This window comes from Pseudomonas sp. (assembly GCF_026224925.1).
Classification (GTDB): Bacteria; Pseudomonadota; Gammaproteobacteria; order Pseudomonadales; family Pseudomonadaceae; genus Aquipseudomonas.
Genome location: NZ_JAMFRV010000318.1, coordinates 1 through 15116 on the forward strand (window position 1 = coordinate 1; position 15116 = coordinate 15116).

A 15116-nucleotide genomic window follows, 5' to 3' on the forward strand; every position below is an offset into this window, starting at 1 on the left:
GCCGTTCTGAGGTAGAGCTTTCGAAAAATCTCAAGGAGCTATCAAGGGGTTGATGTCTGCTCCGAATGTTTAGCTCTGGAGATAAATCCTCCCTGTCTGCGCGGATGCTCAAGCAGGGGGGACTACCTCAACGATCCGGGTAGTGGATATCCGTGTATCGAGCACATGACGTCAACAAAGGAACATTCCCGTGCCTAGTCTGCGAAACGTACCCATCAATCGACGCCTTTGGTTGATTCTGCTGGTTTCTCTGTTGATGCTGGCGGCACTTGCTGCGCTCATGCTGCAGCGAAGCTACAGCAATCTCTACAACGCCAAGGTTCAGCAGACCCGCAATGCCGTGGAAAACACCCTGGGCGTTTTTGTCTATTTTCAGGGGTTGGAACAGGCTGGCAAGCTGACCCGTGAACAAGCCCAGGAACAGTCCATGGAAATGGTTCGCGGCTTGCGCTATGCCGGCCAAGAGTACTTTTTTATCCAGAATTTACGTTCTGTGATGCTGATGAATCCGGTCAATCTTAGGCTGGAGGGGCAGGACGTCAGCGGTCTGAAGGACAGTAATGGTCTGTTGTTTACCGCTGAAATGATGCGCATCGCTAAAGAGCAGGGGGCCGGCATGCTTGCCTATGCGTGGCCCAAGCCAGGGGGTAGCGAGCAGGTGGAGAAGGTTTCCTACATTGCGCTGTTCAAACCTTGGGGCTGGGTGCTTGGCACGGGCGTCTACATCGACGACATAAAGGCGCAGTTCCGCGATGAACTGCTGCAGACGTCGTCGCTCTGTTTGCTGATTGCCTTGTTGTTGGCTGCCGCCATTAGCCTGATCGTGCACAGCATTTCCCGTCCGCTTCAGCAAACCGTCGAGGCCATGGCCAGTATCGCCAGTGGCGAAGGTGACCTGACCCGTCAGTTGCAGGTGAGTGGCCGCGATGAGCTGACTTCCCTGGCACTGCATTTCAATGTATTCACCGACAAGCTGCGCCGTGTCATTGGGGAAATGCTTGGCGTTGCGCAGTTGCTGGATCGCGCCGCCCAATCCCTGAGCGACAGCGCCAGTGCTGCCCAGCAGCAAAGCGGCCAGCAGTCGCAACAAATGGAGCAGGTGGCCACGGCAATCAATGAGGTGGCCTATAGCGTGCAGGATGTGGCAAAGAGCGCCGAACACGCCGCCACCGAAGTGCGCAGTGCCGAGCAGCAAGCCGAGGAGGGCTTGCAGAGCATTGATCGCAGCTTGGCGCAGATCGATCAATTGTCGACCACCATTGGCCAGGCGGTGAGTGCGATCCAGTCGCTGGCCGAGGACAGTACCCGGATTGGCGGTGTGCTGGAGGTTATCCGCGCCATCGCCGAGCAGACCAACCTGTTGGCGCTCAACGCAGCCATCGAGGCGGCTCGAGCCGGGGATCAGGGGCGCGGTTTTGCGGTGGTGGCTGACGAAGTGCGTTTGTTGGCTCAGCGAACCCAACAATCAACGGCGGAAATCCAGGTGATGATTGAGCAACTGCAGAGCAAGTCCGGCGCTGCGGTCAGCGTAATCAACGACAGTAGCCAGGCTTCGCGTCTGACGGTGGAGCAAGCTAGCCAGGCCGGTGCCAGCCTGAACCAGATCGCCAGGACGTTGCGCAACATCAGCGGCCTGGGCGTCTCCATCGCCAGCGCGACGTTGCAACAGTCCCAAGTGGTCGACGAGATCAATCAGACCGTCGCCCAGACGGCCAGCCTGGCCCACAGCAATGCGCACACGGCAGAAGAGTCCAACACTGCCAGCCAGCATCTGGGGCAGGTGGCCAGACAACTGAATCATCTGCTGGGACAATTTCGAGTGTAAGGAGTTAACGTGCCGGCATGAGAAGCGAAATACCATCCGGTTGCCCACAACCTTTTTTTGGCAATTCAGGGGGGAGACTGGGCTGATACTCGCCCGAGTGCGTCTATCCGCGCAGCTTCGCTGCAAGGTTTGCCAGGGCGGTTAACTGGGTGGCAATGACGTCTCGGGTCGCAACATCACTCAACGTTGCGGTTTCAATATCCACTTTCGAGACGACCTGGCCAACCCTTGGGGGTCGTGTTAGTGCGGGTGGCTGACAACAAGCGGCTAAAAAGTAGCGGGGGTGTTTACCCATAAGATGCGCGCCACGCTGCGCGTAGAGTTGCGGTAACCGTGGGGGACGTTGCTGGGGAAATGAAAGGAGTCGCCGGTGTTCAACGTGTAAGTCGCCTCACCCAGAGTCAGCTCAAGACTGCCCTCGATCACATACCCCATCTCTTCACCGGCATGTTCGATCATCTCGCTGACCATCCCTGGAGAGACGATATGAATGTCGCCTTGCAGCAATCCGCCTTTCTGCAAATGGGTGATACGCTCCAGATCGATGTAACCTTTCTTTACCCCCTTGGCGAAGCGGTTCACTTGCCGACCGCCAGCGCGCAGCACCGGCTCTTCAGATACCCAATCTTCGGAAGTTAGCTCGGATACGTTACTGCCCAGTGCCAGTGCCAGCCGGTGCAGCATGGCGAGAGAAGGCGAGGCCGCATCATTTTCCAGCTTGGAGATCAGGCTCTCGGAACAACTGGCGGCCTCGGCAACCTGCTTGAGGGTAAGGCCTGCAACTTTCCGCGCATGGCGAAGGCGAACACTCAGGCTGGGCAGGCCCTCGGAATGCTGGGATTTGGCTGCAGGTGTCTTGCTGGGTTTGGACATGCATCCCTCGGAAAAAGAGTGTGCGAAGTTGGCGACAGGCATCCTAGGGTCACGGACGCCTGTCGTCTATGGGTTCAACGGCAATCAGGCGTGAACGGAAAAATGAACCTCGACTGGATTCAGGTCATTGATCGGCACAATGTCCTGAGGGCAGGCGGACATGACGACGATGACGTCCATGGTCGCACGGATCTCTACGTAGTCACCGGCCTTGGACACCGGCGGCAGCCACTCGACACTGTAATCGGGTTTGACGGGGATGTTCATCCACAAATTGAAGGGCTGCGGAACCTCGTGGGAGCGCAGTCCGATGGCTTGCAGGGCCAAGCGCATGTTGTCCGCGCAGCTGTCATGGTAGCCCTCAACCCCCAGATTGGTGTAGCGGTGCAGGTCGCAAGCGGCCATCAACGTGTCGTGAATGCCTGGTGAGGTGTCGGTGATCAGGGTGCCAATGGATCGACGTCGATTGCTGAAGAGTTCGTCGCCGACCTTAGGGATGATGCTGTTGCAATGCGCACGTGCATGCTCCATCGACAGGAACTCGCTCATGTCTTCGGTGTTGAACAGCCAGGTGTCGCACACTTGGGTGCCGTGGGTGTTGACGATTTTGATGGTCTGGCCCGCTTTTAAGCGCACCGCTCGCCCACAGCGGGCCGGTACGGTGTAAGTCTCACTTAGGACCGGGGTGCCGTCGGCAGAGATCGGTTCTTTCAACGTGGCATTGATGCCCAGCGAGGAGCCGTTATCGGGTTGGCAGCAAGCTGGGTAGTCATGAGTGTGGGTAACGTTGGTCATGTTGACTCCTATGGGTTCAGGGTTGCTCTGCAAGTGAAACCAGGCTCCAGGCGAGTGCCCGGACGCCCGCTTCCAGCTGCGCGGGTTCTGTGAATTCCAGCGGGTTGTGGCTGATGCCGGCGCGGCTGGGGACGAAAAGCATGGCGGTAGGGCAATGGCCCGCGAGGTACATCGCATCGTGGAAGGCGCCAGAGCGGATCGAGAGCTGTGCAAGACCTGTCGCGTCGCAGGCTTTTTCAAGCACGTTGATCACGCCTGGATCGAAAGCCGTCGGCGCGTGGGTGAACAAGGTGGTCAGTTCGGCGTCCGCTGGGAGGCAGGCGCTCAGTCCCGCATCGAACGCGTCTAGCACGGCCGGATCAGCGTGACGAAAGTCGATACTGAAGGTCGCCTCACCGGCAATCGTATTGATAGCGTTGGGCTGTACATTCCAGCGACCGAACGTCAGGCGCTTGTCCTCACCTGCCAGCCCCTCGGCAAGGGTATCGATACGCCCCAGAGACCCCATGGCAAGCAGCAAGGCGTCGCGACGCATGTGCGTCGGCGTGGTGCCCGCGTGCGCCGAAGCGCCTATGCAGCGCACTTGATACCAGCGCACCCCCTGAATGCCGGAGACTACGCCCAGCGAAATACCAGCCTGTTCCAGTACCGGGCCCTGTTCGATGTGCAGTTCGACGAATGCGTGGGTCGCAATTTTTTCGCGTAGCGGTAGTTCGGCAAAGCGGCGGGCATGGGCGTCCAACGCCTCGCCAACTGAGACGCCTGTCGCGTCGAGGTTTCTGCGATACGCCATGAGTCTTGCTGGATTGACATAGGCACTGGAACCCATTGCCCCCGGGCTGAAGCGGCTGCCTTCTTCATTGGTCCAGACAACCACTTCGATAGGTCGGCGGGTACGAATGTCAGCATCCTGTAGCGCATACAGACACTCGAGGCCAGCCATCACGCCGTAACAGCCGTCGAGCGTACCGCCGGTGGGTTGCGTGTCGATATGGCTGCCGGTCATTACCGGTGGCAAATCTTCGCGTCCCTCGCGGCGGATGAACAGATTCGCACACGCATCCGTCCAGACCTGACAGTCGAGTTTTTTCGCTTCGTTGATCAGCCAAGCCCTGGCCTGAAAATCCTCTTCCGACAAAGCCTGGCGATTCATTCCGCCGTCCTTGCCGGGGCCAAAACTTGCCAAGGTTTCCAGCAGTTTTTGCAGCCGAGTTGAAGACACTGCGTGCATCGCATCGGCGGCAATCATGGCGTCACCTGCGTGCGTGGCGTCAGGCTACGGTTGAACCAAGGGCTCAGAAACTGTCGCAGGCGCTCGGTCTTCGGCGTCAGAAACAACGACTGAGGCGCGCCGGTCTCAACAATTTTTCCAGCTTCCATAAACACCACCTGATTGGAGATCTGCGCGGCGAAACTCATCTCATGGGTGACCATCACCATGGTCATGCCGTCGTCGGCAAGGCTGCGAATGACGTGCAGAACTTCCTCGACCAGCTCCGGGTCAAGGGCCGAGGTCGGTTCGTCGAGCAGCATTAGGCGCGGCTTGACGGCCAATGCGCGTGCAATGCCCACTCGCTGCTGCTGACCACCTGATAGGCGGGCGGGGTAGGCGTCAGCCTTGGCCCCCAGACCCACACGTGCCAGCGCCTGGTCGGCCAGGTCACGCGCCTGGGCCTTGGCGATTTTCTTGCCGAGTACCAAGGGCGCCATGACGTTTTCGCGTACCGTCATGTGCGGCCACAGGTTGAATTGCTGGAACACCATGGACAGCGGATTGCGGACTTTATCGACCTTCGCTTCGCTGTCCCGGTCGGCTTCACACCTGCCGGGGCCGCTGTAACCGAGCAGTTGGCCATCGATCCAGACTTCACCCTCGTCATAGCGTTCTAGAAAGTTCATACAGCGCAGAGCCGTAGTCTTGCCTGAGCCGGATGGCCCGATCAGCGAGACGATCTCGCCAGGTTGTATGCGTAGGTCGAAGTCGCTGAGTACGCGGTTCGAGCCATAGGACTTGCCGACGCTGCGCAGTTCGAGAAGAGGAAGGGTGCTCATCAGGTCAGCCTCGTAAATGGCGCGTCATGCGGCGCCCCAAAAGGCCAGCCAAGGCTGCGACCGAGCAGGTCAGCAGCCAGTAGCTCAGCACCAGAAGGGCATAAGGCATGACGTAGGAAAAGGTAGTGGATACGATTCGTCCGGCCGTCATGGTCAGTTCCGGGACGGTGATGATGGACGTGACAGCGCTTTCCTTGATGGTCAGGATCACCTGATTGCCCAGCAACGGGAGCGCGAACGCCAGTGCTTGCGGTGTCTGGACATGCCAGAACATTTTGCTCCGTGAGATGCCGTGTACCCGCGCCGCTTCGAGTTGCCCGTTGGGTACGCTGGCCCAGGCGGAGCGGAACAACTCAGCGAAATAGGCTGCGCTGTATAAGGCCAGTGAAAGAATGCTTGCCTCAACGGCTTCCAGGCGCAGGCCGATAACGGGGAGACCGAAATAAATCACCATAAGCTGCGCGAGAAACGGCGTGCCACGGATGAGCCAGACGTACACGCGATAGACCGCAATAAATCCCGGCAGCACCAGGCGCAAGGCATTGAGCCCGAAGCCCAGCAACAGACCGATCACGGACGACGCGATGCTGATACCCAGCGTAACCATCAGCGCGTCCGCGAAATCCGGCAGATAACTCAGTAACTCCTGCATCAGCAGCGCTCCTGCCAACGACGTTCGAGCAGGCTGCCGAGTACGCTCAGCAGGCTGGTCAATATCAGGTAGAACAAGGCCGCCACCAGATACACCTCAAGGGGGCGATAAGTTTGTGAGACCAATTGCTGGCTCACGCGCATCAAATCGGTGATGGAGATAACCGAAACCACCGCCGACACTTTGATCACGTCGATTAATTCAGATATCAGCGCAGGTGAGGTCAACCGCAGGACCTGTGGCAACTCAATGTGAAACAGCGTATTGAACTTGCCGATGGAGAACACGGAGGCTGCCTCCATCTGGCCCCGAGGAATTGCCGCGAAACCGCTGCTCAGGATTTGCGACTGATAGGCCGCAGTATTCAGCGCAAGCGCTGCCGCTGCGGCTACCATTGGCGGTACGTCCAGGCCCAGGGCAGACGGCAAGTAAAACAGCAATAACAGTTGCGCCAGCATGGGCGTACCGCGAAAGAAGCTGACATACACCTTGGTGAAGGCCACGCCAGCCCGGCTGCGACCGTTGGCAATGAGATGGATCATTACACCCAGCACGAAGCCCAACAGCATGCCGATTGCGCACAACCACAGAGTGGTCTGTGCGCCCTCGATCAAGGCAGGCCAGTAGAGCGCAAAGCGGCTGCTGAAATCACTCATCATTGGCGGGCTCAGATGCTCGGGACAGGCATGGCATCGGTTGGCAATTCCATAGCGAAACCGAACCATTTGTCTTGCAAGGTCTTGAGCGTGCCGTCTTTTGCTGCGCGAGCAATGCCATCGCTAAACAGTTTCACCAGGCTGGCGCTATCGGCGTTTTTACGACCGACCCAACCGAAATAAGTAACTGGACCGACCATCTCCGGCAGCGTAGCGAATAGCCCCGGGCGCGCCTTCATCAGCGGTCCGAGGTTGGACAGCGATTGGGCGACGCCATCTAGTCGACCATTGGCAAGGTCGGCATAAGCCTCGTCAAAGCTCACATACTCTTTGATCCGCTTGAAGCCAGGTTGACCTTGTGCCTTGAGCTTCGTATCCAAGGCTTGCAGAACCGCGAGCTGACCTGAGCCTGCCTGTGATCCGATCACGCGACCATTGAGGTCAGCCAGGGATTTAATACCGGCATCATCGGCACGTTTGAGCAGCGCTACAGTGGATTCGGCAATGGGCACGGTGAAGGCGAACTGTTCAAAGCGCGCTTTGTTGACGGTTACCGATGTCACGACAAAATCGAATTTGCTCGTATCAAGGCCAGGCAGAATGCCTTGGAACGGCAGATCCAACTGCCGGAGCTTTACCCCAGGCAGGTCCGCATCCAGCACGTAGTGCATCAGGTCGGCGCCGTAACCGACAATTTTCCCATTCTCCACCGACTCGAACGGAGCGAAGCGAGCTTCAGTGGCGACGACGATCTCGTTTTTCTGCTTGATACGCTGTAGCAAATCGTCAGCGTGGGCCAGAGAAACGCTGCACAGCGTGATCAACGACAGAGACAGTGCTTTGAGTGTGAAACGCTTCATCGGTGTGCCCTCTTGATTTTTTAATACTTATATTCAAGTAACTTGAATATAAGTACAAAGGCATGAATCGTGCCAGTGTTTTTTTCAAGAAAAGCTGGGCGAATTCGGGTAGGCAGGGGAGTCGATGACCCATTTCTGCGCAGCTGGCATACAGGGTTGCTTTGATTTGGTGCGTGGGAACGCGGATGGGGCCGCTCACTTATTGAGTCGGAAGCGCTGCGGTTGAATAGAATCCGAGTTTGACGTTATGACTTCGAGCCGAGTGGGCAAACGGCTCAAACTGTAGTCAGGACCTGATCGTGAGCGTTGCGCAATCGCTCTCGGCTGTTGGTAAGGTGCAATTTCATTGCGGCTCGCGCTGCATCAATGTCCTGACGTGCGATAGCCTCAAAAATTTGTTCGTGTTCACGAACCAGTCCTGTCTGGTATTGCTCTGGGTCGGTGTGAGCCAGCAGTGCCGAGTTAAGGCGTGTTCTCGGCAGAATACCGGGTCCGATGTGAGACATAATGTCAGTGAAATAACGGTTACCCGTCGCCACAGCTATTTGGTAATGAAACTGAAAGTCCGAAGCCACGGCGTTGTTTGAGTGGCGAGCTTGATTGAACTCATCCAACGCGTTGCGCATCAAGGCTACATCCTCGGCGCTGCGACGACTGGCCGCGAGTCCCGCTGCCTCGACCTCCAGACTGGTTCTAAACTCCAGAATATCAATCACCTCTCGCAGAGTAACGATGGTGGCCGGATCAATCTGCAAGCCATGAGTATTAAGGTTGTCCAGAACAAAGGTGCCCACCCCATGTCGGGTTTCTACTAGGCCTGACGCCTGCAATCTAGAGATCGCCTCGCGTACCACCGTTCGGCTCACGTTGTAGACGATCATGATTTCCGATTCGGTCGGCAGCTTGTCGCCGCACTTAATCACCGCTTCGGTAATTTTTCGGGACAGTTCTACAACCAGCGCTTTAGTAAAGCTTTGGCGTTTACGACGAGGTCGAGGTAGTTCGATATTATCGATCATTTTGGGTGCGGCTTCGGGCTAGTAGCGACGCTCCATTATAGGCAGCTGACGAACCAGGAGCAGGCAGCAGACTCCATCTCGATTTGGATAAAGCAGCTATCTATTTTATGACGTAGAGGCTTTTTTTGGTTTCCAGTTTCTGCTTGGCGGCAGGATTTTGTGACCGCCAGTTAAAGTGTGTTGTTTTATAGATATCTGTATTAGATCGTCTCGCGTAGCTCGTCTTAGAGGCAGTTCATAAACTCCGGCATAACGAGATCCGGAGGTTTTATGGACGTTGCAGATTCCCTGAACATTGAAAACATCGAAGTCTCGACGCCCTTTATCAGGGATGCGGACATTGCCGAATTGGCCAAGTGGCCAAAGGTCATAGCTGCCCTCACTGAAGCCTATGCCATGCCTATCAAACCGGCCATGGTGCCGCCGCGCATCATGGCTCGGGGTGACGGCTTTTGGTTGCGCAGCCTGTGTGCAGTTTCGCCGTCGGGCGATTACATGGGGTGCAAGCTGATTGCCGCCTCACCAAAAATTCGTCGCGCCAGCTACCTGATCTCTCTGTTTGATCAGCGGACTATGGAGCTGGCCGCGCTAATAGACGGCAACCGTATCACCGACCTGCGTACCGCCGCGACTGCGGTGGTGGCGGCCAATGCGGTGATCCCCGAGGGCAGCCTGCGTGTGGGCGTGATTGGCTCCGGTTCTGTCGCCAAGGGCATGTTGGCCGCGCTGTTGTCGGTACGAGAAGTATCTCTGGCGCGAGTATTCAGCCCGACCCCTGCGAGCCGCAAAAAATTTGCAGCATCTTTCCAAGAATCCCACGGCCTGGTGCTAGGGGACGTCGACAGCCCGCAAGCGGCAATCGACGGTGTCGATGTCGTGATCTGCGCTGCGCGCAGTCGTGACGAGTCGCCGGTGTTGCTGGGGGAATGGCTGCAGCCAGGCATGGTGGTGCTGTCGGTTGGTTCAACGCTGCCAGAACAGCGCGAAGTCGACACGGCCGCCATGGCCCGTGCCGACCTGATCATCGCCGACATGCCCGAAGAAGTGCTGCACGAGACGGGTGACTCTCTTGTTGCGACCCGTGACGGCGTGGATGTGGCGTGCAAGACCGTCAGTCTCGCCGAGGTGGTATCCGGCCAAGTACCTGCACGTCGTTCACCCAGCGATATTGTGATTTACAAATCGGTTGGCAGCGCCCTGCAGGACGTAGTGACCGCCGAGATGTTGCTGCGCGAGGCGCTCTCCAGTAATCGATTCAAATCCATTCCAACGGGCATCGTGACGATTGACCGCTGAAGCACCGCCAATCCAAGGAGAAGAACAAAAATGGCTAATTACAAACGCAAAGACGCCCGTGCCTGGGCCAATGAGATGCTGGTCGGCTGCTCTGGGGTAACCATTCCCAGCTACAGCGCCGACCTCAAACACCTTAACGAACAGGGTATCCGTCACGACATTCAGAAAGTCGCAGATCTCGGCTTCACCTACACATTGTTGTGTACCGAAGTCGCAATTACCCCTCAGGAAAACGCGCAGTTTACCGCTTGGGCGAAGGAAACAACCGGCGACAAGCTGGGCCTGTTCTTCCATGCCGGCTTTGGCACCCTAGCCGAGAATATCGAGGCGCTGAAACTCGCTGAGAAAGCGGGTGCCGACATCGTGCTGCTGTCTTATCCGTCGAACTTCTGGCCGACCAACGAGCAGCAAATCTACGACTACACCAAGAGCGTGTGCGACGCCACCGATCTGGCCGTGATGCTGTTTCCTATCCCATTGTGGGGCTTCGAACGTGTGCATCCGCAGGGCATGTCGCCGGAGTTGATCCGTCGTCTTCTCGACGATTGCCCGAACATCGTGGCGATCAAAGCCGAGCAAGGCTTCCCGCACGTGGCTGGACTGATCGAGACATATCACCGCTTTGGTGAGGAAGTGATCATCAGCTGTCCGATCGAGAGCGACGTGATTCCATTGATGAAGTTCATGGATCTGCAGTTTTCCGGCACCAGTTACACCCAGTGGATGGGCAACCATTTTCCAACGATGTTTGATCTGGCCCGTAACGGCAAGTGGGAAGAGGCCATGAAACTGCACTGGCAGATTCAGCCTGCGCGGGGTGCAGTAGGTGCGGCTACCGGCGCCTATATGGCGGGGTCCAACTACATCAACCGTGCGCACTGGAAATACATGGACTGGCTGGCTGGTTTTAATGGTGGTCCGCTGCGCGCTCCGGGCGGGCGTATTCCGGATCGCCTGATGAAGGTCCTGCGTCAGGGGTTGGTGGCGTCGAAGCTCGAGTGCACCTCGGACGACGACAGCCAGTTCCTGATCGGCCGATTCCCTTGCTGAGGACCTGCCGATGAGCATTGAATTGTTGAATGACCCTTCGTTGTGGCGACAGGGCGCCTTCATCAACGGCGACTGGGTCGAGCAGACCCCTCACGGCAAATACGCCGTTCGCAACCCTGCGAACGGTGAGGTGCTGGTCGAGTTGCCGGTGTGCAAGGAAGAACAAGCGGAATTCGCTATTGAGTCGGCCCACGAGGCCTTCACGCGCTGGAGCAAGGTGTCCGCCAAGCAGCGTGCCGAGGTCATCAACCGGTGGTACCAGTTGGTGGTCGAGAGCAAGGAAGATCTGGCCACTTTAATCACCTTGGAAGAAGGCAAGCCGCTGTCCGAGGCACGGGGTGAAATCGACTATGCGGCGTCCTTCCTGCAGTGGTTCGCCGAGGAGGCAAAACGGGTTCGTGGTGATGTGATCCCGGCACCCAAGGAAACCCAACGCATCATTGCGCTGAAGCAACCGATCGGCGTATGCGCGGCCATCACTCCATGGAATTTCCCTGCAGCGATGATCACCCGCAAAGCCGGCCCTGCTTTGGCCGCCGGCTGTTCCATGGTGGTCAAACCGGCTAGCCAGACGCCGCTGACTGCCTTGGCGCTGGCCGAGTTGGCGCGCCGTGCCGGCATACCTGCTGGCGTATTCAGTGTGCTGACCGGCAATGCAACACGCGCGGTGGGCAACGTGCTGACCGGTCACCGGTTGGTACGCAAGATAACCTTCACCGGCTCCACCGAGGTCGGCCGGGTGCTGCTCGCGCAGTCCGCCGAGACCATCAAAAAATGCTCGATGGAGCTTGGGGGGAATGCGCCGCTGATCGTGTTCGAGGATGCCGATCTGGACCTCGCGGTGGAGGGAATTCTCAACGCCAAATTCCGCAATACCGGCCAGTCCTGTATCGCCGCTAACCGGGTGTTTATTCAGGATGGCATCTACGACCAGCTTGCCGAGCGTCTGGCCCGTCGCACCGCCGAACTGAAGGTGGGGAATGGTCTCGAGGCGGGCGTTCAGATCGGTCCGATGATCGACGCCGCCGCAGTGAATAAGGTCGAGGAGCACCTGCAAAACGCCGTGGCCAATGGAGGTCGGATTCTTACCGGCGGTAAGCGTCACTCACTGGTAGGCGCCTTCTTTGAGCCGACTGTGGTCGCCGATGTAACGCTAGATATGACTATCGCCCGAGATGAGACCTTCGGCCCGGTCATGCCGCTGCTGCGCTTTGGTAAGGAAGCCGAGGCAATCGCGATGGCCAACGACACCGACTTCGGCTTGGCCGCGTACTTGTTCAGCCGCGACGCCGCGCGTATCTGGCGCACCGCCGAGGCATTGGAAGTCGGCATGGTCGGCATCAACACTGGACTGATTTCCAGCGAAGTTGCGCCATTCGGTGGGGTCAAGCAGAGCGGGCTTGGCCGCGAAGGTTCGCACTACGGGATCGAAGAGTTCCTCGAGATTAAGTACCTGTGCTGGGACGGTGTGACGCCTATGTAGTACGCAGCAGTCCCTGACTCGCGGCATGACGATGCAGCGGGTCGTTTCCTCGCAGTGTGGCCCCCAAAACAATCATAAAAGTAGGTAGTGCCATGAAGTATCGTCAGAAAAAGTGTGTTCGCTTGCCGATTGCCCTTGGAACTGTCCTGTTGGTCGGTGCCGTATCACCCTCGCAGAGCTGGGCTACTTACAGCTGGGAGTCGGAGGATGGCCTGAAGGTCGACTGGAACAACTCGCTGCGTTACTCCGAGATGTTCCGCGTCGACAAGCGCGATAGCGGGCTGTTGTCGAATCCAAACCTGGATGACGGTGACCGGAATTTCAGTACCGGACTGGTTTCCAATCGCGTCGAAGTGTTCAGTGAACTGGACCTCGTCCACTCCGGCGGTTACGGCGCGCGGGTCAGCGTCGACGGTTGGTATGACACGGTCTACAACGGTGCAAACGACAACCCCGGTATTGCCGGTGGCGCTTATCCCAACCAGCTTTCCAGAGCTTCGGATCACTTCACCGACTCGACCCGGGATCAGCAAGGCCGCAAAGTAGAACTGCGTGATGCCTTCGTGTTCGGAAAAATGCAGTTGGGCGACACCGAGTTGAGCGGCCGTCTTGGTCAGCACTCGCTGGTCTGGGGCGAAAGCCTGTTCTTTGCCAACAACGCTATCGCAGGTGCGCAAAGCCCATTCGATACCACTCGGCTGCTCGATGATCCGACGGCGCAGGCCAAGGAGTTCGTGCTTCCGGTGCCGCAGATATCGGGACAGTGGCAACTGAACGATTCCCTGTCGCTCGGTGCGTATTATCAATTCAGATACGTACACAACCGCATTCCGGCCTCGGGGAGCTATTTCTCGGTGTCCGATATCGTCGGTGCCGGAGCCGAGCAACTGATACTCGACCCGGCCACCGGGTTGGCCGTCCCCAGGGAGTCAGACCGCGATCCGAAGAACTCCGGGCAATTTGGCTTGCAGGTACGTTGGCAGGTGGGTGAGTTCGACCTGGGCTTCTATGCGCTGCAATTCGATGACAAGGACTTCCAACAGGTCACTGTCATAGGGCAGCCGTACGGCCCCGCCGGGCCGGTCTTGCCGACTGGCTATTACCTGGCCTACCACCAAAGCACCCAGCTGTACGGCTTCAGTGCCAGTCGCAGCTTTGGCGACGTGAACCTAGCGATGGAAGCTTCGGTGCGTAAGGGCCAGTCGCTGGCGACCACGCACGCCGTCGACGCTTCAGCGCTGGGCGGCCCCGTGCCGGACAACAGCGATCATCCCGCCTATGCGGTGGGCAATACCGCCCATGTCAACCTCTCGACCATCTGGACGGTGCCACGAACGGCACTATGGAACGAGGCGAGCCTGGCGGCGGAAGTGGCATGGACCCGTCTGCTCAGTTGCACGCAGAACTGCGACGCCACCGTCGCTGGCGTTGCGGCCCTAGACCCCAATATCACCCGCGACGCCTGGTCGATGCGCGCTGTGTTCCAACCCATGTACCGCCAGGCAATGCTCGGCTGGGACATCAGCCTGCCGATGGGCGTCGGTTTCACGCCCAAGGGCTCGCGTAACCCGCTCGGCCCGGCGGCGGTACCGCCAGAAAACGGTGGTGATGTCACCCTTGGCGTCAATGGTTTGTACATGAGCGCCTGGAACCTCAACTTGGCCTACACGCGCTTCTTCGGGTCATCCGGTAATTTCCTGGATGACACCAACTCCTACAGCTACAAGCAGGCCCGTGCCGACCGCGATTTTGTTGCCTTCACCGTCCGCCGCAGCTTTTGATCCGTCCGTTTAAAACAAGAATGAGGAGACAGTCATGAAAAAGATTCTAGCCCTGGGACAGGGGCTGGCGCTGCTGGCCTGCGCCATCGTCTTACCCGTCCATGCGGCGGTTCCGGCCGACCAGGCTCAGCGTTTGAAAGGAGATTTGACTCCCTTTGGAGCGGAGAAGGCCGGCAACGCCGACGGCTCTATTCCCGCCTGGACCGGTGGGCTTACCAAACCGACACTCGGCGACGTTCCGGGTGGACGACGCGGCGATCCGTTCAAGGATGATAAACCGCAGTTCTCGGTCACCGCGCAGAACATGACGCAGTACGCCGGCAACCTCAGTGATGGGGTGCAGGCGATGCTAAAGAAGTACCCGGGCTTTCGTCTGGACGTCTACCCGACCCGGCGCACCGCGGCTGCTCCGCAATGGGTATATGACAATACGTTCCTCAACGCGACCCGAGGCACGCTGGATAAGGGCGTGCCCAAAGGCGTCTACGGCGGGATTCCATACCCGATACCCAATAGCGCTGAACAGATAATGTGGAACCACGTTCTGCGTTGGCGCGGCGCCCGTTTCCAACATTTCAACAACTGGTATCAAGTTGTTGCCGATGGCCGAGCCGTGTTGGTCACCGATGCTGAGATTAACGAGCAACTTCCGTATTACGACAAGAACAGCAACCTCGAGCAATTCGAGAGCGAAGGCAAGCCGTTCTGGCAGGTGGCGATCCGCAACATCGGACCGCCGCTGCGTGCTGGGGAGGCCCTGCTGGCTCACGAATA

The 15116-nt window shown here is 58.1% G+C and carries 14 protein-coding genes; 6 read left to right on the top strand and 8 right to left on the bottom strand.

The window, feature by feature from the left end; translation table 11 throughout:
- The first annotated feature begins 190 nt into the window (after positions 1 to 190).
- A complete protein-coding gene (locus M0974_RS13830) occupies positions 191 to 1825 on the top strand; it encodes a methyl-accepting chemotaxis protein (RefSeq protein WP_297837496.1) in 1635 nt (544 codons plus the stop codon).
- Between the two features lie 267 nt (positions 1826 to 2092).
- On the opposite strand, the gene M0974_RS13835 is transcribed toward M0974_RS13830, so the two are convergent.
- From M0974_RS13835 to M0974_RS13870, 8 genes are all read right to left on the bottom strand, one after another.
- A complete protein-coding gene (locus M0974_RS13835; RefSeq protein WP_297837499.1) occupies positions 2093 to 2698 on the bottom strand; it encodes a cupin domain-containing protein in 606 nt (201 codons plus the stop codon).
- An 84-nt stretch (positions 2699 to 2782) separates the two neighbouring features.
- Positions 2783 to 3493: an urea carboxylase-associated family protein gene (locus tag M0974_RS13840; RefSeq protein WP_297837502.1), complete on the bottom strand. Its 711-nt coding sequence runs from the start codon at positions 3491 to 3493 to the stop codon at positions 2783 to 2785.
- 16 nt (positions 3494 to 3509) lie between these two features.
- On the bottom strand, positions 3510 to 4742 hold the full coding sequence (locus tag M0974_RS13845) for a M20 family metallo-hydrolase (RefSeq protein ID WP_297837506.1): 1233 nt from the start codon (positions 4740 to 4742) through the stop codon (positions 3510 to 3512).
- A complete protein-coding gene (locus M0974_RS13850; protein ID WP_297837508.1) occupies positions 4739 to 5545 on the bottom strand; it encodes an amino acid ABC transporter ATP-binding protein in 807 nt (268 codons plus the stop codon). Before M0974_RS13850 ends, M0974_RS13845 begins: the two co-directional genes overlap by 4 nt.
- 4 nt (positions 5546 to 5549) lie before the next feature.
- Positions 5550 to 6197, bottom strand: a complete 648-nt coding sequence (locus tag M0974_RS13855; RefSeq protein ID WP_297837510.1) for an amino acid ABC transporter permease — start codon at positions 6195 to 6197, stop codon at positions 5550 to 5552.
- On the bottom strand, positions 6197 to 6856 hold the full coding sequence (locus M0974_RS13860) for an amino acid ABC transporter permease (RefSeq protein WP_297837513.1): 660 nt from the start codon (positions 6854 to 6856) through the stop codon (positions 6197 to 6199). The genes M0974_RS13855 and M0974_RS13860 overlap by 1 nt, the downstream gene beginning before the upstream one ends.
- Before the next feature lie 8 nt (positions 6857 to 6864).
- Positions 6865 to 7713, bottom strand: a complete 849-nt coding sequence (locus M0974_RS13865; protein ID WP_297837517.1) for a transporter substrate-binding domain-containing protein — start codon at positions 7711 to 7713, stop codon at positions 6865 to 6867.
- Positions 7714 to 7988: 275 nt separating this feature from the next.
- Complete coding sequence (locus M0974_RS13870; protein ID WP_297837520.1) at positions 7989 to 8732, bottom strand: FadR/GntR family transcriptional regulator; 744 nt, start codon at positions 8730 to 8732, stop codon at positions 7989 to 7991.
- A gap of 270 nt (positions 8733 to 9002) precedes the next feature.
- On the opposite strand from M0974_RS13870, the gene M0974_RS13875 reads away from it, so the two are divergent.
- The 5 genes from M0974_RS13875 to M0974_RS13895 all read left to right on the top strand — a co-directional run.
- Positions 9003 to 10028: an ornithine cyclodeaminase family protein gene (locus M0974_RS13875; RefSeq protein WP_297837523.1), complete on the top strand. Its 1026-nt coding sequence runs from the start codon at positions 9003 to 9005 to the stop codon at positions 10026 to 10028.
- A gap of 30 nt (positions 10029 to 10058) precedes the next feature.
- Complete coding sequence (locus M0974_RS13880; protein ID WP_297837526.1) at positions 10059 to 11078, top strand: dihydrodipicolinate synthase family protein; 1020 nt, start codon at positions 10059 to 10061, stop codon at positions 11076 to 11078.
- 10 nt (positions 11079 to 11088) lie between these two features.
- Positions 11089 to 12561, top strand: coding sequence for an NAD-dependent succinate-semialdehyde dehydrogenase (locus M0974_RS13885; RefSeq protein ID WP_297837529.1), 1473 nt, complete (start codon positions 11089 to 11091; stop codon positions 12559 to 12561).
- Positions 12562 to 12653: 92 nt separating this feature from the next.
- On the top strand, positions 12654 to 14342 hold the full coding sequence (locus M0974_RS13890) for a DUF1302 family protein (protein ID WP_297837532.1): 1689 nt from the start codon (positions 12654 to 12656) through the stop codon (positions 14340 to 14342).
- A gap of 34 nt (positions 14343 to 14376) precedes the next feature.
- Positions 14377 to 15116 (top strand): DUF1329 domain-containing protein (locus M0974_RS13895; protein WP_297837535.1); only part of this gene is annotated, 740 nt, incomplete at its 3' end.